The sequence below is a fragment of the Burkholderia seminalis DSM 23518 genome, assembly GCF_902832885.1.
Taxonomy (GTDB): domain Bacteria; phylum Pseudomonadota; class Gammaproteobacteria; order Burkholderiales; family Burkholderiaceae; genus Burkholderia; species Burkholderia seminalis.
The window spans coordinates 46,442-67,628 of sequence record NZ_CADFDK010000018.1 but is presented as its reverse complement, the minus strand read 5'-3'; the positions used below and the strand labels follow the sequence as shown (position 1 = coordinate 67,628).

Sequence of the window (21,187 nt, the reverse complement as noted above, 5' to 3'; positions counted from 1 at the left end):
TTACTTGTTGCCGGCCGTCTCGGACAGCCGCTTCATCGTCGCGATGCGCGCACCGATCAGGTCGACGCGCCCTTCCTCGCCGACGAGCGGCGCCGTCGCGTCGCGGAACCCGACCCACGCGCGCTGCGCACGCACGAGCGTCGCGGCCGAGTGGGCCGGCATCTTGCGACGCAGCTTCTGGTAATAGCGGTTCAGGTCGAACAGCGCGTGCTCGCACGCGGCATCCTGTTCGCACGGCCGCACGCGGCGCACGGCCGGACCGCGCGGCGCGTTTGCCGCCGGCTTCGCGTTCGGCGTGGCCGCGGCAGCCTGCGCCGCGTTCGTGCCGCCCTGCGCGCCGCTCGCGCCCGCGACCGGTACCGCGGCAGGCGGCGCATAACGATCGGCCGCGCCGCGCAGCGCCAGCGCGCGATCGCGCACCGGCTGCAACTGCAGGTCGGCGCTCGACATCGCATACGACGTGCCGCGCGTCGTGTCGTATACGGCCTTCAGCAAATGCACTTCGTCCTTGCGCCAGGTGAGCCAATGGCGCTGGCTGTCCTGCCAGCCGCGCTTCGCATCGGCCGGCGCGTCCTTCAACAGGCGCTGGTACGCGCCGTCCATCACGGCCTGCCACTGCTGCTGCGCTTCGCCCATGCACTGGATCTGGCCGGCCGGCGACGACCGGTCGCGCCGCGCGAGGCATTGCCGCATCGCGACGTCGATCGGATCGGCCGCCGCGACCTCCGCGTGCGCGACGCCCGACCCTGCCAGTCCCGCCGCGCCTGCCGCCCAGACGACGAGCGCGGCCAGCGCCGCGCGCGTCGCCCGGATTCGTCCGTGCGTCGCCATCAGTCGCGCACGCAGTCGACGAAGTACTCGACGCGGCCGTTCACTTCTTCCGCGACGAGGCCGTGGATGTCGGTGTGGAAGCCCGGGAAACGCTCGTTGAAGTCGCGCGCGAACCGCAGGTAGTTCACGATCGTCTTGTTGAAGCGCTCGCCCGGGATCAGCAGCGGAATGCCCGGCGGGTACGGCGTCAGCAGGATGCTCGTCACGCGGCCTTCGAGCTCGTCGAGCGGCACGCGGTCGATCTTGCGGTGCGCGAGCTTCGCGAACGCGTCCGACGGCTTCATTGCGGGCTCCATGTCCGACAGGTACATCTCCGTCGTCAGGCGGGCGATGTCGTTCGCGCGGTACACGTCGTGGATCTGCGTGCACAGGTCGCGCAGGCCGACGCGCTCGTAGCGCGGATGCTGCGCGACGAATTCCGGCAGCACGCGCCACAGCGGCTGGTTGTTGTCGTAGTCGTCCTTGAACTGCTGCAGCTCGGTCACCATCGAGTTCCAGCGGCCCTTCGTGATGCCGATCGTGAACATGATGAAGAACGAGTACAGGCCGGTCTTCTCGACGATGATCCCGTGCTCGGCCAGGTACTTCGTGACGATCGCGGCCGGAATGCCCGTCTCGCCGAACTCGCCGTCGACGTCCAGCCCCGGCGTGATGATCGTCGCCTTGATCGGGTCGAGCATGTTGAAGCCTTCCGCGAGCGGGCCGAAGCCGTGCCAGTGGTCGTTCGGCTTCAGCATCCAGTCGTCGCGCGAACCGATGCCCTCCTCGGACAGGTTGTCCGGGCCCCACACGCTGAAGAACCAGTCGTCGCCGTATTCGGCGTCGACCTTGCGCATCGCGCGGCGGAAGTCGATCGCCTCGGCGATCGATTCCTCGACGAGCGCGGTGCCGCCCGGCGGCTCCATCATCGCGGCCGCGACGTCGCACGACGCGATGATCGCGTACTGCGGGCTCGTCGACGTGTGCATCAGGTACGCCTCGTTGAAGCGGTGCTTGTCGAAGGTGCGGTTCTCGGAGTCCTGCACGACGATCTGCGACGCCTGCGAGATGCCCGCGAGCAGCTTGTGCGTCGAGTGCGTCGCGAACACGAGCGCGCCCGTGCGCGGACGGCCGTCGCCGATCGCGTGCATGTCGCGGTAGAAATCGTGGAACGTCGCGTGCGGCAGCCACGCTTCGTCGAAGTGCAGCGTGTCGAGCAGGTCGCCGAGCAGATCCTTGATCATCTCGACGTTGTAGACGACGCCGTCGTACGTGCTCTGCGTGATCGTCAGGATCCGCGGCTTCATGTCCGGGTTCTCGCGCAGCGCCTCGCGCGCGAACGGGTTCGCCTCGATCTTCTTGCGGATGTTCTCCGGCTTGAATTCGTCGCGCGGGATCGGCCCGATGATGCCGAAGTGGTTGCGCGTCGGCGTGAGGAACACGGGGATCGCGCCCGTCATCGTGATCGCGTGCAGGATCGACTTGTGGCAGTTGCGGTCGACCAGCACGATGTCGCCCGGCGCGACCGTCGCGTGCCAGACGATCTTGTTCGACGTCGACGTGCCGTTGGTCACGAAGAACAGGTGGTCGGCGCTGAAGATGCGCGCCGCATTGCGCTCGGACGCCGCGACCGGGCCCGTATGGTCGAGCAGCTGGCCGAGTTCGTCCACCGCGTTGCAGACGTCCGCGCGCAGCATGTTCTCGCCGAAGAACTGGTGGAACATCTGGCCGAGCGGGTTCTTCAGGAACGCGACGCCGCCCGAGTGGCCCGGGCAGTGCCACGAGTACGAGCCTTCGTCCGCGTACTTGACGAGTTCCTTGAAGAACGGCGGCGCGAGCGAGTCGAGATAGACCTTCGCCTCGCGGATGATGTGGCGCGCGACGAACTCCGGCGTGTCCTCGAACATGTGGATGAAGCCGTGCAGCTCGCGCAGGATGTCGTTCGGCAGATGGCGCGACGTGCGCGTCTCGCCGTACAGGAAGATCGGGATGTCCGCGTTGCGGCGGCGCACTTCGGTCACGAACGCGCGCAGCTCGATGATCGCGGTCGCGAGTTCGGGCAGCTCGCCGTCCTGGCCGGTCTCGCCGAGCATGAGTTCGTCGTCGTCGATCGACAGGATGAAGCACGACGCGCGGCTCGACTGCTGCGCGAACGACGTCAGATCGCCATAGCTCGTGAGGCCGAGGACTTCGACGCCCTCCTTCTCGATCGCTTCGGCCAACGCCCGGATGCCGGAGCCCGAGATGTTCTCGGAGCGGAAATCTTCGTCGATGATGACGACGGGAAAACGAAACTTCATGGGCGATTCTCCAAAAAGAACGACCGCGGCGCGTCACGCGCAGCGGTCACCCGAAAACTGGTGAGACGTTATGCAACCAGATCAGGTTTTCGGCAGCGTGACACCGCGCTGCCCCTGATACTTGCCGCCGCGATCGGCGTACGACACGTCGCACACTTCGTCGCTCTCGAAGAAGAGCACCTGCGCAACGCCTTCGTTCGCGTAGATCTTCGCGGGCAGCGGCGTGGTGTTCGAGAATTCCAGCGTGACATAGCCTTCCCACTCGGGTTCGAACGGCGTCACGTTGACGATGATCCCGCAGCGCGCATAGGTCGACTTGCCGAGGCAGACCGTCAGCACGGTGCGCGGGATGCGGAAATATTCGACGGTGCGGGCCAGCGCGAACGAGTTCGGCGGGATGATGCACACGTCGCCCTTGAAATCGACGAACGAGCCTTCGTCGAAGTTCTTCGGATCGACGATCGTCGAGTTGATGTTCGTGAAGATCTTGAATTCGTCTGCGCAGCGGATGTCGTAGCCGTAGCTCGACGTGCCGTAGCTGACGATCCGGCGGCCGTCCTCGGACGCGCGAACCTGATCGGGCACGAACGGCTCGATCATCTTGTGCTCTTCGGCCATGCGCCGAATCCACTTGTCGGACTTGATGCTCATAGGGGGCGCCAGGAAACGCTGCGTGACAGTCAGGAAGGGCCGCGCGCGCAAGGCGGCGGCCGGGAAAGGCGCATATTTTACGCGATCATCGGCGCCCGCACGCGGCGGCCGTCAACGGATCACGCCGCAGGCCAGCGCGGGCCCCGCGCCATGCTGCGGAAACGCGGGATCGCTCGGGTCGCGGTGCACCAGCGCCGCGCGGTTCATCGCCGAGCGCACGCCGTCGAGGGCCAGATCGGGCGCGACGATGAAGCCGGCCGCGACGCCGTTCGCGTCCGCATGGATGTTGCCGAGATCACCGGCGACGCGGGCGCCCGCGCGCAGGCGATCGGCGGCCGGCGCGAACACCTGGCCGGCGCTCGAGCCGTCGCCCGCGTTGCAGTCGCCGCGTTCGTGCACCTGCAGCGCATGATCGCTGTTCGGCGGCAGGCCGGCCAGGTTGTAGGTGACCTGGACGCCGTCCGGGCGCTCGACGAACGTCACCGCGCCGCGCGCCTGCGCGCCGACCGTCGGCTGCAGTTGTGCGTCGGCCCGTTTTTCGTACGACGAGGAAAAGGAGGTACAGCCGGCCAGCAGGCCCAGCGCGGCGGCGGCCAGCAGCGCGCGCTGCGCGCGGCCGGCGCGCACGCCGTGATGTCGTTGTTTCATTCGATCCTCATGCCGGCTGGCGGCCGTTTGATACGACGGCCGCGCCGGGCGGGTAAAGGGACCCGGGAAAAGTCGCCATGATACCGCGCCTCGCGGCGCCGTAAACAGCGTAAGGCCCCGCCCCGCAAGGGTTTTACGTATTTTGAACAACGATCGACGGGAACTTCGACGTCATGTCGCGCGATCGCTCGGCAATCGCCAGCGCGACGCCGCGCGCGATATCGCGGTAGCGGCGCGCCAGCGCGCCGTCCGGATCGGCCGCCACCGTCGGCGTGCCGCTGTCGGCGCGCTCCCGGATCGCGATGTCGAGCGGCAGGCTGCCGAGCACGTTCACGTCGTAGTCCTTCGCCATCCGCTCGGCGCCGCCGGCGCCGAAGATGTGCTCTTCGTGGCCGCAGTTCGAGCAGATGTGGATGCTCATGTTCTCGACGATGCCGAGGATCGGAATCCCGACCTTCTCGAACATCTTCAGCCCCTTCTTCGCGTCGAGCAGCGCGATGTCCTGCGGCGTCGTGACGATCACCGCGCCGGTGACGGGCACGCGCTGCGCGAGCGTGAGCTGGATGTCGCCGGTGCCGGGCGGCATGTCGACGATCAGGTAGTCGAGTTCGCGCCAGTTGGTCTGGCGCAGCAGCTGTTCGAGCGCGGAGGTCGCCATCGGGCCGCGCCACACCATCGGGTTGTCTTCCTCGATCAGGAAGCCGATCGAGTTCGCCTGAAGCCCGTGGCCGACGAGCGGGTTCATCGACTGGTTGTCCGGCGACTCGGGGCGCTGGCCGTGGATGCCGAGCATCGTCGGCAGCGACGGACCGTAGATGTCGGCATCGAGGATCCCGACCGACGCGCCTTCCGCCGCGAGCGCGAGCGCGAGGTTCACGGCCGTCGTGCTCTTGCCGACGCCGCCCTTGCCCGACGCGACCGCGACGATGTTCTTCACGTTCGGCAACAGCTTCACGCCGCGCTGCACCGTGTGCGCGACGATCTCCTGCGACACGGCGACGCGCGCGTCGCGCACGCCCGGCACGGCCTGCAGCGCCGCGGCGACGCGTGCGCGCACGTCGTCGTGCTGGCTGCGCGCGGGGTAACCGAGCACCACGTCGAGCGTCACGACATCGCCGTCGATCGCGACGTTGCGCACGCCCTTGTTCGCCGCATACGGGCGGCCGGTATTGGGGTCGACGACTGCCGCCAGTGCGGCGTCGACTTGTGCCCGGTCAATGCTCATCGAAACTCCATGAAAACGTTTTTCTCGCGCGCAAACGTCAAAAAATATCAAATTACGCTGCGAAAATCGGGAAAAGTGAAAGAATCTGTTGCATGCCATTGCGCGAACGCGCAACCCGGCGCACTCTTCGCGTGCGGCACGCTATAGGGCCAAATCGGCCACTCACCGCCTATATTGTAGAGGCTGACGCGTCGCGCTGTCCGAACAGCCACGCTGGCGGACAGGGCATGCGGCCGCCTCGGCGGCTGCCGCGAGCGCAGGCCTGCCCTCCTTTTTCGGGCGGCCCGCGCAGGGAGCCGTAACTGTTGTTGTCGTCGTTGTCGACTCGTTCAACCAAGAGAGGAATCCAAGATGAACATGAAAATCGCGACCCGCTTGTCCGTCTTCGCATTGGCCGGCGCACTGCTGGCAGGCTGCGCCACGCAGCAAGGCAACAACACGGCCGTCGGTACCGGCACGGGTGCGGCGCTGGGCGCGGGCATCGGCGCGCTGGCGGGCGGCGGCAAGGGCGCGGCGATCGGCGCAGGCGTCGGCGCGCTGGTCGGCGGCGTGACGGGCTACAACTGGCAGGCGATCAAGAACAAGCTCGCACCGTCGGCAGCGAAGACGGGCACGCAGGTCACCGAGCAGCCGGACGGCTCGCTGAAGCTGAACGCGCCGAGCGCGGTCACGTTCGCGACGAACCAGTACGCGATCACGCCGGCCTTCACGCCGCTGCTGAACGACCTGGCCACGACGCTGAACCAGAACCCGCAAGTGACGGCCTCGATCGTCGGCTACACCGACAGCACGGGTTCGGCCCAGCTGAACCAGACGCTGTCGCAGAACCGCGCGCAAAGCGTCGTGAACGCGCTCGCGCAGCGCGGCGTGAACGCCGGCCGCCTGTCGGCGCAAGGCATGGGCGCATCGAACCCGATCGCGGACAACGCGACCGAAGCCGGCCGCGCACAGAACCGCCGCGTCGAAATCTACCTGCGCGCAGCGCAGGCGCAGTAAGCACGCGACAAGGAGAAGGCGCGGGCAGACCGCCCGCGCAGCCCCGCCGGACAAGCCTTCCGGCGGACCCGGTAACAAATCGAAAAAATTTTCGAACTTCTGTCGCAGGCCGTGGTCAGTATTTACGGTACGCGGCTGGTGTTGCCGGCGCGTCACCATTCTCCTCTTGTCGTTGTTGCTCCGGGGCCGTATCCGCCCCGGTTTTTTTGCCCGCAGAATTCATGCTGCATTGCAGCACAACACCACCGGGCACGCCGCTTGCGCTGCTCCGCCGCCTCCGGCGCGCGGTCCGCGGCGCCCGCCCGCCGCGCCGATGCGCGCCCCTGCTAGAATCGCACTTTCCCGTCGTTTTTCCGCTGTTCCTCTACAGACCCTATGTCCGCATCCGACCTCACTTCCGTGCAGGCTGCGGCGCCGCAAGGCAGCCGCCAGATCCTCGTCACGTCCGCACTGCCCTATGCCAACGGGCAGATCCACATCGGCCACCTGGTCGAGTACATCCAGACCGACATCTGGGTGCGGACGCTGCGAATGCATGGCCATGAGGTCTACTACATCGGCGCCGACGACACGCACGGCACGCCCATCATGCTGCGCGCGGAGAAGGAAGGCCTGACCCCGAAGCAGCTGATCGAGCGCGTGTGGACCGAACACAAGCGCGACTTCGACAGCTTCGGCGTGTCGTTCGACAACTTCTACTCGACCGATTCGGACGAGAACCGCGTGCTGAGCGAGAAGATCTATCTGGCGCTGCAGGAAGCCGGCCTGATCGCCGAGCGCGAGATCGAGCAGGCGTACGACCCGGTCAAGGAAATGTTCCTGCCGGACCGCTTCATCAAGGGCGAATGCCCGAAGTGCCATGCGAAGGATCAGTACGGCGACAGCTGCGAAGTGTGCGGTTCGACCTACCTGCCCACCGAACTGCTGAACCCGTATTCGGTCGTATCGGGCGCGACGCCGGTGCGCAAGACGTCGAAGCACTACTTCTTCCGCCTGTCCGACCCGCGCTGCGAGTCGTTCCTGCGCGAATGGGTGAGCGGCCTCGCGCAACCCGAAGCGACCAACAAGATGCGCGAATGGCTCGGCGACGCCGGCGAGTCCAAGCTCGCCGACTGGGACATCTCGCGCGACGCGCCGTATTTCGGCTTCGAGATCCCGGGCGCGCCCGGCAAGTATTTCTACGTGTGGCTCGACGCGCCGGTCGGTTACTACGCGAGCTTCAAGAACCTGTGCGATCGCAACGGCGTCGACTTCGACGCATGGATTCGTCCGGGCTCGAAGGCCGAGCAGTACCACTTCATCGGCAAGGACATCCTGTACTTCCATACGCTGTTCTGGCCGGCCATGCTCGAGTTCTCGGGCCACCGCACGCCGACCAACGTGTTCGCGCACGGCTTCCTGACGGTCGACGGCGCGAAGATGTCGAAGTCGCGCGGCACGTTCATCATCGCGCAGAGCTACATCGACACGGGCCTGAACCCCGAATGGCTGCGCTACTACTTCGCCGCGAAGCTGAACGCGACGATGGAAGACATCGACCTGAACCTCGACGACTTCCAGGCGCGCGTGAACAGCGACCTCGTCGGCAAGTACGTAAACATCGCGAGCCGCGCGGCCGGCTTCCTGATCAAGCGTTTCGACGGCCGCGTGCAGGACAGCGCGATGAACCACCCGCTCGTCGCGAAGCTGCGCGACGCGATTCCGCAGATCGCCGCGCACTACGAAGCACGCGAATACGGCCGCGCGCTGCGCCACACGATGGAGCTCGCGGACGAAGTGAACGCGTACGTCGACGGCGCGAAGCCGTGGGATCTCGCGAAGGATCCGGCCAACGCGGTCGCGCTGCATGAAACCTGCAGCGTGAGCCTCGAGTCGTTCCGCCTGCTGTCGCTCGCGCTGAAGCCGGTGATGCCGCGCGTCGCCGAAGCCGTCGAGGCATTCTTCGGCATCGCGCCGCTCGCGTGGGCCGATGCCGCGAAGCCGCTGTCGTCGGCGCAGCCGATCAAGGCGTACCAGCACCTGATGACGCGCGTCGACGCGAAGCAGATCGAGGCGCTGCTCGCCGCGAACCGCGATTCGCTGCAGGCCGAGGCCACCGGCGCGGCCGCCGCAGGCGCCAACGCCGCGAAGGACGCGAAGAACAATGCCAAGGCGAACGCGAAGCAGGCGGCCGTGAACGGCGCCGACGACGCACCGATCTCGATCGACGATTTCGCGAAGATCGACCTGCGCATCGCGAAGATCGTCGCGTGCCAGGCGGTCGAAGGCTCGGACAAGCTGCTGCAGCTCACGCTCGACGTCGGCGAGGAAAAGACCCGCAACGTGTTCTCGGGCATCAAGTCCGCCTACCAGCCCGAGCAGCTCGTCGGCAAGCTGACGGTGATGGTCGCGAACCTCGCGCCGCGCAAGATGAAGTTCGGCCTGTCCGAAGGGATGGTGCTCGCCGCGTCGGCCACCGACGAGAAGGCGGAGCCGGGCCTCTACATCCTCGAGCCGCACAGCGGCGCGAAGCCCGGCATGCGCGTGAAGTAAGCCGCACGCGCCGCCGCTGGCGCAAGAGAAAAACCCCGCACGCATCGTGCGGGGTTTTTTTCATGGCTGCTCGGAACGCCGCGTGCGCGCGGCGTCGCTGCCGAACCACCGGTCGAAACGACGCGTGTAGTTCAGGTCGACGCCCTGGAACGTGCCGCCGTACGCGGACACCGACCAGAAGCGCGTCAGGTTGATCGTCGCCTTGAACGCGTTGCTCGCCGACTGCAGCCCCTGCTCGAAGCCGAGCACGAACCGCTCGTTGATCGCCTTCGACACCAGCACGACCTGCGGATCGGTCAGGCCAACTTCGCTGCGGCCGACCGAGACCTCGTCGAGGCCGAAGGTCTGCGCGACGCGCTTGCCGGTCACGCTGCCGAGCAGCCCGAGCGCCGCCGTCATCGCACCCTGCTGGCCGACGTTGTTGCCCTGGTCGGTGCCGTGCCCGAACAGCAGCCACGACAGCTTTTCGTTGTCCGTGACGTTCGGCTCCGACACGAGCTTGACCGTCAGCGACTGGATCGTGCCCGTCACCTGCACGCCGGCCTCGACCTCCTGGTTGCGCCGCATCGCGAGGATGTTGACGCCCGGGTTCGACACCGGGCCGTTGAACGTGAAGAAGCCGTTCTCGATCGCGAGCTTGCGGCCGAACGACGTGTACGTCGAGCCTTCGGTCACGCGCACGTTGCCGACCGCGCGCAACGGCACGCCCGGCGCGCTCATCACGGTGATCGTGCCGCGCAGCCCGAGATCGGCGCCGTGGCCCTTGAAGCGGAAGTTGTTGCCGAGGCCGATGTCGATGTTCGCGCGCGGCGCCAGCGACGGCGCCGGCTTGTCCCCGGCCGGCTTCGGCTTCGCGGCCGCGGTGCCGGTGGGCGTCTCGCCGCGCACCGTGCCGTCCGGCTGCACGATCACGACGTCGTCGGACAGGTGTGGCGCCGATTCCTCGGGCAGGTCGAACAGCGCGCGGTCGACCACGAACTTGCCGTCGATCGACAGCGCGCCGCGCGGCCCGTCGTTCGCGACGGTCGCCTTGCCCGACAGCGACAGCTTGCGGTCCGGCGCCGCGAACAGTTCGAGCTTGTCCGCGACGATGCTCGCGGTCAGGTCGGGCGCCTCGCCGTCGAGGCGCACGCGGCCGAGCGCGCGCAGCGTGCCGTCGCCGCCGTGGAACTCGACCTGCTGGAATTCGACGAGGTTGTCCGACAGCTTCACGCGCACGATGCCGTCCTTCAGCTGCACGCCCTGGTCGATCAGCGTCGCGGACAAATCGTCGCCCGTCAGCATCCCCGACAGGTTCGGCTTCGCGGGCGTGCCGGCGACCGTCAGCTTCAGCGCCGCGCGCCCGCCCAGCAGATAGCTCGGCCCGAACAGGTTGCCGGTCGTCTTCAGCGCCGGAATGTCGGCGTCGATGCGGCCCGACAGCGGCCCGTCGTTGACGACCCCGAACACGCCGTCGCGCAGCGCGAACGGCACCGTGACGTTCGCATCGAGCGTGCCGATCCGGCTCGCCTTCGCGAGCGCCGTCACGTTGAGCCGGTTGCCGGGCGTGAAGCTCGCGCGCGCGGACAGGTCGGTGAGCCCGAGCGACGCGATGCCGCGCCCGCTCTCGATCGTCACGTCGCCGCCGCGGCGCTTCACCTGCACGTGGCCCGTCGCGTTCGCGCCGAGCGAGAAATCCCAGTCGGCGTCGAGCACGACGTCGGTCCGCACCGGCGGCCGCTGGCCGGTCAGTTCCTGGCGAACCTCGAGGAACCGCGCGACCGACACGCCGCTCACCGAACCGGCCGAGCGCATCTGGCCGTGATCGAACACGAACGACTTCAGGTCGATCGCCGCGCCTTCGAGCGTGAGCCGCGTCGCGCCGAGCGTCACGCGGCCGGCGCCGGCCGACACCGTCAGCGGCGCCTGCAGCGCGACGGCCGGCGTACCGCGATTGGCCAGACGCGTGACGGTGCCGTCCCAGCGCATCCCGTCGCGATTCTCGACCACGCCGCCATTCGCCGCGAGCGTCAGGTCGATCATGCGGCCGTCGGCCATCCCGAGCGCCGACGCGTCGAGCGTATGTTTCGCGCGCGTGCCGTCGAGGTTCGCGCGCAGCGATTTCAGCTTGAACGACCCGAGCGCGATGTCGGTCGCGTCGGCCGTGAACACGAGTGCGCCGTGCGCGCCGTCGCGGATGTCCGCGCGGCCTTGCGCGGCGCCGATCCGGTTCGAACCGACGACGACGCGCTCGGCCTTGTAGGTGGCCGTCACGTTCGGATGCGCGAAGCTGCCCGTCAGGTCGCCCTGCGCCTGCACGAGCCCTTCGATGCCGAAACCGAGCCGGTCGAGCTGCGGCGCGTCGACGACGAAGCGCAGCCGGTCGCCGGGCGCGCCGAAGCTGCCGCGCAGGTCGACGTGGTTGCCCGCGATCGACAGGTTCGCGTTGCTCGGCAGGATCCGCGAACCGGCGAGCTGCACGACGCCGGCGCCGGTCAGCGGCACGCCGTCGTACAGGCTGTCGCCGAGCTTGAAGGTCGCCTTCGTCGAGACCTGCGGCGCGAACGCGCCCGACGCCGTCAGCGTGCCCGACACGCGCGTCTCGCCGTGCTTGGTCGGCGCCTTGGCCGCCTTGGCGGGCGCCTTGCCGCCGCCGGCCTGCGGGGCGCTCATCGCGGCGAGCAGCAGCGGATCGAACGCCGTCAGCGTCGCCTTCGCGTCGTAGCTCGAATGCGCGTCGTGGCGGAACACGCCCGTCAGGTCGATACGCCCCTTGCCGGCCGTCACGCGCGCATCGGTCAGCACGGTCTGCTGCGGCGTCAGCGCGACTTTCGCGCGCGCGCCGAGCGCGAGCCTCGGGTCGTTCAGGTTGAAGTCGACGGTCGTCGCGTCGCCCGCGAGCGTCACGCCGAGCGGGCCGCCGAGACGCATCGGCCGCAGCTCGGCGACGAACGCGTTCAGGTCGAGGTTCGCGACCTTCAGGTCGAAGCGGCCCTTGCCGCCCTTCAGCGTGCCGTTGCCCGTCACGCTGCCGTCGCGGATCAGTTTCAGCGCGAGATCGTCGATCCGCTGCGCGTGCGCGTCGAGATGCACGTTCGCATGCGCATCGATCACCGGCAGCAGATGGTCGCCGAGCGTGCCCGGTTTCGCGTTGACGATCGACACGGGGCCCGTCACCGCGAACCCCTTCACGGGCGCCGCGCCGGCCGGCGCGGTCACCGGTGCGAGTGCCGCGCGTACCGCGAGATCGGCTGCCGGCGCGCCGGGCGAAAGCGCCTGCGGGTTCACGTGATCGAATGCGAGCGATGCGCGCGTGAGCGGCACGTCGCCGAACGGCGCCGCTTCGACGTGCGCACGCCCGTTCAGCTTCATCCCGCTCGCGTCGACGTCGGCGACGAGTGCTTCGAGCGAGCCCGACACGCGGGCCCGCGCGTCGACCGGCTCGTCCGACAGCTTGCCGGCGTAGGTCGCCTCGCCGCTCAGCGCGAACGGCTTCACGCCGTCGAGCTTCGCGCGCGCGGTCAGCGCGCCGTACGGCGTATCGACGCCGTCGAGCACGAGTTCGTGGTGGCGCCCGTCGCTGCGGCCGCTCAGCGCGAGGTGATCGAGCTGCGTCGTCGAGCCGCCGTCGTGGATCGCGAGGTGATCGACGCGCAGGTCATCGATCCGCAACTGCAGCGGCAGGCTCAGGTCCTGCGGCGTCGTGCCCGGCGTCGACGGCCCCGGCGCGATCCGCACGTCGATCGTGCCGGCGCGCAGATAGGCGATCGACAGCCGCCACGGCGCACGCGTGAGCGCCCAGCGGCCGTCGAGCCGGTCGATCCGAACCTCGGTGCCCGACCCGTCGGGGCTCGTCCACGCGAAGCCGCGCAGCCGCACGCCGGTCGCGAGCGAGCCGCCTTCCAGCGTCCCCGCAAGCCGGGCGCCGAGCACGTACCCGGCCACCTGCCACGCGAGCCGCGTGCCGCGCTCGGTCGTCACCGCGCCCAGCACGAGCCCCAGCGCCAGCACGACGAGCAGCACGACCGTCGCGAACGTCCATGCGGCGATGCGCACCACCCGGCCGCGGCGCGGCGCGCGCGGCGGCGTGTCGGGCGCGCCGTCGGGCGAGTCCGGATCGTGAGGCGGCGGCGTGTCGTTCGGGTCCTTCGTCATGCGGTTCGTCGTCGATGAAGCGGTACGGTCAGAAAGCGATGCCGAGCGTCAGGTACGGGCGCACGCTATGGTTGCGCAGCCCGTACGCGACGTCGACGTTGATCGGGCCGACGGGGCTGCGCCAGCGCGCGCCGACGCCAACACCCGGGTAGAACACGCGCTCGCCCCACGCATCGGTCGCGGTGCCGATGTCGAAGAAGGTCGCGGCGCCCCAGTCGCGGTTGAACCAGTGCTGGTATTCGGCGGTGCCCGTCATCAGGTACTTGGTGGGCAGCACGGAGCCGCCCACGCTGTTGCCGATGCTCTGGTAACCGTAGCCGCGCACCGAGTTCGAGCCGCCCGCGCGGAACAGCAGCGACGCCGGCACGCCGGTCGAGCTGCCGCTCGTGAAGACGCCGCCGAGCTCCGCGCGGAACACGAACAGGTCACGCTTGCCGACCGGCAGGTACTGCTGCCCACGCGCGTAGCCGCGGATGAAGCTCTGGTCGGTCAGCACGCCCTTCACCGCGAAGCCGGCCTCCGCGTGGATCAGGTTCCCCGAACGCGGGAACAGCGGATCGTCGACGTTGCGGCGCGTCCATGCCCATTGCGGCACCAGCGCGCGGCTCGTGGTCGGCCCCGCGCTGTTCTGGTCGAGCCGGTCCTGGTAGAACATCAGCGAATACGAATAGTCGATGAACTGGCCGGTGCGCGTGCGCTGCGCGCCGACCCGCGCACTGTAGATGCGCGTGTCCGACACGTTGGTATTCGTATAGGACGCGAGCAGGCTGTTGGTCCAACCCTTCTCGCCCGGCGGCATCGACAGCTGGACCTGCCCGTACTGCTGGATCTGGTCGAGCCGGCCCGACACCGTCAGCGGCCACGCGGCGCCGAACGTGTCGAGATACGTGTAGGAGCCCTGTACGTGCGGCCCGGTATCGGTGGCGAAGCCGACGCCGCCGCGGATGTTGTTGTACGGGAACTCGCTGACCTTCACGTGCACGGGCGTGCGCTCGGGCTTCGACGTATCGTCGCCGACGTCGATCGCGACGCTCGCGTAGTACGGCGTGTTCTGCAACTGCCGCTGCAGTTCGGTGATCCGCCGCACGTCGTAGATCTCGCCTTCCGACAGCGGATTGACGTTCGTGACGATCTTCTCCGGATAGCGGCGCACGCCGTCCACGTCGACCTTGCCGATCGTGAACGTCGGGCCGCTGTCGAACGTGACCGCGAGCGTCGCGCGCTGCGTGCGCGGATCGATGCGTGCCTCGGACGACGCGATCTTCGCGCCGAGATAACGGCGCGACTGCAGCTGCCTGAGCGCCGCGTCCTTCGCGCCGTCCCAGTCGGACTGCGTGAACGGGTCGCCCGGCTTCAGCGAGAACGCGAAACGGGTCGCGGCCTCCTGCTTCGGATCCTCGGTGTCGACGGGCCCCTTGAACGTCAGGTCGACCGTCGACACGACGGTCTGCTTCCCCGGATCGACCGCGATGCGCACGTCGCGCTTGCCGTCGCGCGTGCGCACGTCGGTCCGCACGACCGGCGAGAAATAGCCGGCCGTCGCGGTCAGGTCGCGCACCTGCTGCGGCGTGGCGGTCACGAGGAAGTCGAACTGGTCGTCGCTGATGTCGTCGCGCTTCGCGAAGCGCGCGATATCGAGATGCGACTTGAGGAGCTTGCGGATCGAGCGCGGCGCGTCGATGTCGACGTCGTACTTCGCGTGGGCCGGCAGCGCGAAGCACGCGGCGAGGCACCCGGCGAGGGCCGCCCGCGCGATGCCGGCCGCGGCGCCGGCGCGACCGCGCGCCACGCGCGGACCCGCGTGATGCACCGTAGGTGCTTGCTGGTTCGACTGCCCCGCCAAATATGACCTCGCCGTCCTGGATTGTTACGGTTTCGTGGAAAACCCTGTATTTGACCACAGGGCGCGGGCGCCAAAGCCAAACGATTGTGAAAGAGTGCAGGGTCCGGCACGACCGCCGAACCCCGCACGCCGGCGGCCGACCCGCGGATTCGACGCGCGATTGGCGCCGGCTGTTCCCCGCGATGCGGTAAAATCCCGCCATCGCGAATCCGGCGCATCGTGCGCCGCCCGAAACGGAAGATCCAGCCATGCCGTACCAGTCCGACGTCACGCAATTCCTGAACCAGCTCAAGCAGCAGAAGCCGACGCTCGAAGAAGAGCAGCGCAAGGGCCGTTCCCTGCTGTGGGACAAGCAGCCGATCGATCTCGAAGAGCGCGCCGAGCAGCAGGAATCGCGCGTGAAGCAAACGTCGTACGTCTACTACCAGAACTTCTGACGACGTGAGCGCCGCCGACGAGGCCAGCGCCGCCCGGCAGGACGACGCGATCGCCGCGCCCGCGGGCGCCGATTCGACGCCCGACACGGTCGACGGTGTCGCGGCGTTCGCTCGCCTGTACGGCGAGCCGCTCTTCAAGCTGCCGCAGGATCTGTACATCCCGCCCGATGCGCTCGAGATCTTCCTCGAGACATTCGAGGGCCCGCTCGACCTGCTGCTGTACCTGATCCGCAAGCAGAACTTCAACGTGCTCGACATCCCGATGGCGCAGGTCACCGCGCAGTATCTGGGTTATGTCGACCAGATCCGCACGTCGAACCTCGAGCTGGCGGCCGAGTACCTGCTGATGGCCGCGATGCTGATCGAGATCAAGTCGCGGATGCTGCTGCCGGTCAAGAAGGCCGACACCGGCGAGGAAGCGGAAGATCCGCGCGCCGAACTCGTGCGCCGCCTGCTCGAATACGAGCAGATGAAGCTTGCCGCGCAGCGGCTCGACCAGTTGCCGCAGCTCGGCCGGGACTTCCTGCGCGCCGAGGTCTACATCGAGCAGAGCATCACGCCGCGCTTCCCCGACGTGAACTCGGACGACCTGCGCGCCGCATGGGCCGACGTGCTCAAGCGCGCGAAGCTCGTCCAGCACCACAAGATCTCCCGCGAGGAGTTGTCGGTACGCGAGCACATGAGCCTGATCCTGCGCCGGCTGCAGAACGCGCGCTTCATGGAGTTCGCCGACCTGTTCGACACGTCGCGCGGCGTGCCGGTCGTCGTCGTGAACTTCATCGCGATGCTCGAACTCGCACGCGAATCGCTCGTCGAGATCACGCAGCCCGAACCGTTCGCGCCGATCTACGTGCGCCTCGCGTACCTGCCCGCGTAACACCCGCCCCCGCCGCTTCCCGTTCCCCGGCGCCTCGCCACGCTCGCCGCCGCGCCGCGGCGGCTGGCCGTCGGGCGGGTTTCCGCCACGCCCGGATAAAAAGTGAACGATCGTTCTTTTATCGGTGCGTCCGGCGGCCAAATCCTCTACAATCCGCCGACGCCGATGCGCCGCCCGCGCGCCGGCGTGCTCCGCTTCGACCCCGACGCCGCTGCCGCGGCGCCAACGCGCGCATGCGCGAGGAAACCCGCTACCCGATCATGAAAGTCATCAGCTCGATCCAGGAACTGCGCGACCAGCTGCGCGGACAGAACCGCACGGCGTTCGTGCCGACGATGGGCAACCTGCACGAAGGGCACCTGTCGCTGATGCGTCTCGCGCGCCAGCACGGCGACCCGGTCGTGGCGAGCATCTTCGTCAACCGGCTGCAGTTCGGCCCGAACGAGGATTTCGACAAGTACCCGCGCACGCTGCAGGACGATATCGAGAAGCTCCAGAAGGAAAACGTCTACGTGCTGTTCGCGCCGACCGAGCGCGACATGTACCCGGAACCGCAGGAATACCGCGTGATGCCGCCAGACGATCTCGGCGGCATCCTCGAAGGCGAGTTCCGGCCCGGCTTCTTCACCGGTGTATGCACGGTCGTGTCGAAGCTGATGGCCTGCGTGCAGCCGCGCGTCGCCGTGTTCGGCAAGAAGGACTACCAGCAGCTGATGATCGTGCGCCGCATGTGCCAGCAGCTCGCGCTGCCGGTCGACATCATCGCCGCCGAAACCGTGCGCGACGAGGACGGCCTCGCGCTGTCGTCGCGCAACCGCTACCTGTCGACCGACGAGCGCAAGGAAGCGCCGGAGCTCGCGAAGACGCTGCAGCGCATGCGCGAAAGCGTGCTCGGCGGCGAGCGCGATCTCGGCAAGCTCGAGCAACAGGCGCGCACGCACCTGGCCGAGCGCGGCTGGGCGCCCGACTACCTGTCGATCCGCCGCCGCGCGAACCTGATCGCGCCGAGCGCCGCCGAACTCGAAGCCGGCGAGCCGCTCGTCGTGCTCGCGGCCGCGAAGCTCGGCGCGACGCGCCTCATCGACAACCTGGAAATCTGACGGGCGGCCCGCCCGCGCCTCTCATATCGCATCACGGAGACACCATGCAGCGCCACATGCTCAAATCGAAGATCCACCGTGCGGCGGTCACGCACTGCGAACTGCACTACGAAGGTTCGTGCGCGATCGACGAAGACCTGCTCGAAGCCTCGAACATCGTCGAAAACGAACGAATCGACATCTGGAACATCAACAACGGCGAGCGCTTCTCGACGTACGCGATCAAGGGCGAGCGCGGCAGCGGGATGATCTCGCTGAACGGCTCGGCCGCGCGCCGCGCGCAGCTCGGCGACCTCGTGATCATTGCAGCGTTCGCGATGGTCGACGAAGCCGAACTGCAGGCCGGCTGGAAGCCGAAGCTCGTGTTCATCGACGACGGCAACAAGATCAAGGGCCACCGCGATCACGTGCCGACGCAGAACTGGACGTAACCCGGCTGCCGCCCACGGACAAAGGGCCGGATCCCGTACTGCACGGGATCCGGCCCTTTTCGTTTCGTCGTGCGCGCGCGGCGGCTGCGCGCTCAGGAGGCCTTGGCGACCTTCTCGGCCTTTTCCGCCTTCGGCGGCCGGCGCTCGGCCCATTCGACGATCGGCCGCCACTGTTCGAGATCCTTCTCGACGCGGCTCTTCGCGACGTCCCACAGCGTCAGGCCGTGCGCGGCGATCTGCACGTAGTTCTGCGTGTCGCGCACGTAGCCGAGCACCGGCAGGCCGAGCCCTTCGACGAAGCGGTGCAGCTGGTCGGACGAGCGCGTGCGCGCGTCGACCCGCATCCCGACGATCCCGACCTCGACGCTGCCCTTGCGCACGGCCTTCTCGCCGGCCAGGCGCTCCAGAAACTGCTGGGTCGCGAGAATATCGAACATCGACGGCTGCAGCGGCACGATCACCTTGTCGGCCAGTTGCAGCGCGAGGTTGAGGCGGGTGCCGTGCAGGCCCGCCGGCGTGTCGATCACCGCATATTCGAGGCCGCGCGGCGGCTTCGACGGCGCGTCCGGGTCGAGATCCCACGCCTCGATCGGCGGCAGGCCGGCCGGCCGCAGGTCGAGCCACGCATGCGCGGACTGCTGCCGGTCCAGGTCGGCGAGCGCGACCCATGCGCCCTGCGCCGCGAAATAACCGGCAAGATTGGTGGACAGCGTGCTCTTGCCCACGCCGCCCTTCGGATTCGCCACCACGATCACCGTCATGAATTCCCCCGAAGAAGCCACGCGGCGCCGGCCGCATGGCTGGCGCCGCTCGATTGCGGATACAGGGAGCGATGATATCGGCAAACGGGGTGTCACCGGAACGGGTTGCGCCGATCCGCGCACCACTTTCGTCCGACTTACGCGCGCCGGACCGCGGCCTCCGGCGCGCCGATCGCGAACGCGCCGCCGCCCAGCAGCGCCTGCACGGCCAGCGTGACGGCCCAGAACGCCGGATATTCCCAGCCGCCGTGCGGCGACGCGAAGCTCCAGCCGTTCGGCAGATGGGCGGCGGTCGCGCCGAGCATGAACGGCAGCAGCACGAGCGCGGCGACGCGCACGCGCACGCCCGCGAGCAGCGCGAGGCCGCCCGCCAGCTCGACGAACGTCGTCAGGTAGGCGAGCCAGCCCGGCAGGCCGATCGACGCGAAAAACTGCGCGGTGCCGGGCAGCGTGAAGACGAACACCTTCTGCGCGACGTGCGCGAGGTACAGCACACCGAGCGTGACTCGCAACAGTGTCGCGGCGAAATCGTTCAGGCGATTGGCGTTCATGGCGGATTCCTTCATGAGTGGATGAGAATGGATCGCACTCTATTCGAATCATTTCGACCGATAAACACGCCAATTCGCTTTAACTATCTCCAAACAGGAACGAATCGGATTAAAAAAGGGCATGACCGATCATGCCCGTTGCGATACGTCAGTAGCCGCGCTTGCCTTGAGTCGCGTCGCCCGAGCCGGACGGGCCGCCGGGCGCCGGCGAATCGCATGCGTGCGCCACCGCCGACACGCCCAGCAGCGCCGCGAGCAGCACGCTCCACCACCATCGAGCCTTCATCGTCGCACACCTCCGGGCGGACCTCCGCCCTCCTCTGTTGTACGCGATCGGGCGGAAAAAGCGAGAGCCGGCCGCCCGCGCGTCAACGAAATTCGGCGTACAGCGCGTCGAGATCGAGATGGTCGGCGAACGTGTCGGCCAGCCGCTCGAGCGATGCCTCGCGCAGCGCCGGATAGTCGATGCGCGCCGCGCCGCCGAGCCCGGCCCAGGCGAGCAGCGCCGCGCAGGCGTCGGGCATGTCGAACAGCCCGTGCACGTAGGTCGCGAGGATCTGGCCGTCGGCGGACACCGCCCCGTCCGGACGCGCGCCGTCCTGCGTGCCGCCGGCTGCCAGCGTCAGCGCGGGCGCCGCGAGCGCGGGCCCGCGCGTGTCGCCCATGTGGATCTCGTAGCCGCGCACGGCGGCGCCGCCCGGCAGCGCGAGGTGCCCCGTCACGTTCTTCAGCGTCTTGTCGGGCCGCAGCGTCGTGTCGAAATCGAGCAGCGCGAGCCCCGGCACGCTGCCGGGCGCGCCTTCGAGGCCGAGCGGATCGTCGAGCGTGCGCCCGAGCATCTGCATCCCGCCGCAGATGCCGATCACCTTGCCGCCGTAGCGCAGGTGGCGACGGATCACCGCCTCCCAGCCCGCGTCGCGCAACCATGCGAGATCGCGCTGCACGCTCTTCGAACCGGGCAGGATCAGCAGGTCGGCGTCCGGCACGGGGCCGCTCTTCCAGTACGTGAATTCCACCTGCGGGTGCGCCCGCAACGGATCGAAATCGGTGTGGTTGCTGATGCGCGGCAGCGCGGGCACCACGACGCGCAGCACGCCGGCGTCGCCGCGCGCGGCGGCGCTGCGCGCCTGCGCGGGCAGCATGTCCTCGGCGTCGAGCAACAGCCCGTGCAGGTACGGCAGCACGCCGAACACGGGCTTGCCCGTCTGCGCGCGCAGCCAGTCGAGCCCCGGCTCGAGCAGCCGGATGTCGCCGCGGAAGCGATTGATCACGAAACCGCGCACGCGTGCGCGTTCGCTGTCCGACAGGCACGCGAGCGTGCCGACCAGATGCGCGAACACGCCGCCGCGGTCGATGTCGGCGACCAGCACGACCGGACAGTCGACGCGTTCGGCGAAGCCCATGTTCGCGATGTCGCCTTCGCGCAGGTTGATCTCGGCCGGGCTGCCGGCGCCTTCGACGATCACCGTGTCGTAACCGGCGCGCAGGCGTGCATAGGACTCGAGCACCGCATCGAACGCGACCGGCTTGTAGTCGTGATACGCGCGCGCGTCGAGGTTCTTGCGCGCCTTGCCGTGAATGATCACCTGCGCACCGCGGTCGCTCGTCGGCTTCAGCAGCACGGGGTTGAAATCCGTATGCGGCGCGACGCCCGCGGCCAGCGCCTGCAGCGCCTGCGCGCGACCGATCTCGCCGCCGTCGGCCGTCACCGCGCTGTTGAGCGCCATGTTCTGCGGCTTGAACGGCGCCACGCGTGCGCCGGCGCGGCGCGCGAGGCGGCACAGACCCGCGACGAGCGTACTCTTGCCCGCATCGGACGTCGTGCCCTGGATCATCAGCGTGCCGCGCGGCCGCGGCTCGGGTGCATTCATCGTGTCAAGGTCGTCGCTAA

General features: G+C 68.4%; 17 protein-coding genes. 6 read left to right on the top strand and 11 right to left on the bottom strand.

The window, feature by feature from the left end:
- The 5 genes from HWX00_RS32955 to apbC all read right to left on the bottom strand — a co-directional run bounded on the left by HWX00_RS32955 (position 1) and on the right by apbC (position 5,634).
- Positions 1 to 831, bottom strand: coding sequence for a lysozyme inhibitor LprI family protein (locus tag HWX00_RS32955; protein ID WP_175027684.1), 831 nt, complete (start codon positions 829 to 831; stop codon positions 1 to 3).
- Positions 831 to 3,110: an arginine/lysine/ornithine decarboxylase gene (locus HWX00_RS32950; RefSeq protein WP_034186253.1), complete on the bottom strand. Its 2,280-nt coding sequence runs from the start codon at positions 3,108 to 3,110 to the stop codon at positions 831 to 833. The genes HWX00_RS32955 and HWX00_RS32950 overlap by 1 nt, the downstream gene beginning before the upstream one ends.
- 81 nt (positions 3,111 to 3,191) lie before the next feature.
- On the bottom strand, positions 3,192 to 3,761 hold the full coding sequence (gene dcd / locus HWX00_RS32945) for a dCTP deaminase (protein ID WP_006398615.1): 570 nt from the start codon (positions 3,759 to 3,761) through the stop codon (positions 3,192 to 3,194).
- Positions 3,762 to 3,872: 111 nt separating this feature from the next.
- Complete coding sequence (sodC, locus tag HWX00_RS32940) at positions 3,873 to 4,409, bottom strand: superoxide dismutase [Cu-Zn] (protein WP_034186254.1); 537 nt, start codon at positions 4,407 to 4,409, stop codon at positions 3,873 to 3,875.
- Positions 4,410 to 4,542: 133 nt separating this feature from the next.
- Complete coding sequence (gene apbC / locus HWX00_RS32935) at positions 4,543 to 5,634, bottom strand: iron-sulfur cluster carrier protein ApbC (RefSeq protein ID WP_034186255.1); 1,092 nt, start codon at positions 5,632 to 5,634, stop codon at positions 4,543 to 4,545.
- A gap of 351 nt (positions 5,635 to 5,985) precedes the next feature.
- Here apbC and HWX00_RS32930 point away from each other — a divergent pair, with 351 nt between their 5' ends.
- Both HWX00_RS32930 and metG read left to right on the top strand, forming a co-directional pair.
- Positions 5,986 to 6,630, top strand: coding sequence for a YiaD family glycine zipper/OmpA-like lipoprotein (locus tag HWX00_RS32930; RefSeq protein WP_175027683.1), 645 nt, complete (start codon positions 5,986 to 5,988; stop codon positions 6,628 to 6,630).
- Between the two features lie 375 nt (positions 6,631 to 7,005).
- Entirely contained in the window at positions 7,006 to 9,162 is a 2,157-nt protein-coding gene (metG, locus tag HWX00_RS32925) for a methionine--tRNA ligase (protein WP_175027682.1), read from the top strand.
- 60 nt (positions 9,163 to 9,222) lie between these two features.
- On the opposite strand, the gene HWX00_RS32920 is transcribed toward metG, so the two are convergent.
- Positions 9,223 to 13,296: a translocation/assembly module TamB domain-containing protein gene (locus tag HWX00_RS32920; RefSeq protein ID WP_175027681.1), complete on the bottom strand. Its 4,074-nt coding sequence runs from the start codon at positions 13,294 to 13,296 to the stop codon at positions 9,223 to 9,225.
- 28 nt (positions 13,297 to 13,324) lie between these two features.
- The gene (locus tag HWX00_RS32915; protein WP_034186259.1) at positions 13,325 to 15,139 is read right to left on the bottom strand and encodes an autotransporter assembly complex protein TamA; all 1,815 of its coding nucleotides are present in this window, start codon (positions 15,137 to 15,139) and stop codon (positions 13,325 to 13,327) included.
- A 248-nt stretch (positions 15,140 to 15,387) separates the two neighbouring features.
- On the opposite strand from HWX00_RS32915, the gene HWX00_RS32910 reads away from it, so the two are divergent.
- From HWX00_RS32910 to panD, 4 genes are all read left to right on the top strand, one after another.
- Entirely contained in the window at positions 15,388 to 15,576 is a 189-nt protein-coding gene (locus HWX00_RS32910) for a DUF3460 family protein (protein ID WP_006478107.1), read from the top strand.
- Between the two features lie 4 nt (positions 15,577 to 15,580).
- A complete protein-coding gene (locus tag HWX00_RS32905; protein ID WP_034186260.1) occupies positions 15,581 to 16,453 on the top strand; it encodes a segregation and condensation protein A in 873 nt (290 codons plus the stop codon).
- A 260-nt stretch (positions 16,454 to 16,713) separates the two neighbouring features.
- Positions 16,714 to 17,553, top strand: a complete 840-nt coding sequence (gene panC / locus HWX00_RS32900; RefSeq protein WP_034186335.1) for a pantoate--beta-alanine ligase — start codon at positions 16,714 to 16,716, stop codon at positions 17,551 to 17,553.
- 44 nt (positions 17,554 to 17,597) lie between these two features.
- Positions 17,598 to 17,984, top strand: a complete 387-nt coding sequence (gene panD / locus HWX00_RS32895; protein WP_031398432.1) for an aspartate 1-decarboxylase — start codon at positions 17,598 to 17,600, stop codon at positions 17,982 to 17,984.
- A 92-nt stretch (positions 17,985 to 18,076) separates the two neighbouring features.
- Here panD and HWX00_RS32890 read toward each other — a convergent pair whose 3' ends face one another.
- The 4 genes from HWX00_RS32890 to HWX00_RS32875 all read right to left on the bottom strand — a co-directional run bounded on the left by HWX00_RS32890 (position 18,077) and on the right by HWX00_RS32875 (position 21,167).
- Positions 18,077 to 18,745 (bottom strand): ParA family protein, encoded by a 669-nt coding sequence (locus tag HWX00_RS32890; protein ID WP_175027680.1) that lies wholly within the window; start codon positions 18,743 to 18,745, stop codon positions 18,077 to 18,079.
- A gap of 137 nt (positions 18,746 to 18,882) precedes the next feature.
- A complete protein-coding gene (locus HWX00_RS32885; RefSeq protein ID WP_049028495.1) occupies positions 18,883 to 19,296 on the bottom strand; it encodes a DoxX family protein in 414 nt (137 codons plus the stop codon).
- Positions 19,297 to 19,444: 148 nt separating this feature from the next.
- Positions 19,445 to 19,582 carry a hypothetical protein gene (locus HWX00_RS32880; RefSeq protein ID WP_167361873.1) on the bottom strand — a complete coding sequence of 46 codons (138 nt, stop codon included), beginning with the start codon at positions 19,580 to 19,582 and terminating at the stop codon, positions 19,445 to 19,447.
- A gap of 82 nt (positions 19,583 to 19,664) precedes the next feature.
- Entirely contained in the window at positions 19,665 to 21,167 is a 1,503-nt protein-coding gene (locus HWX00_RS32875; protein WP_175027679.1) for a cobyric acid synthase, read from the bottom strand.
- Positions 21,168 to 21,187 lie beyond the last annotated feature (20 nt).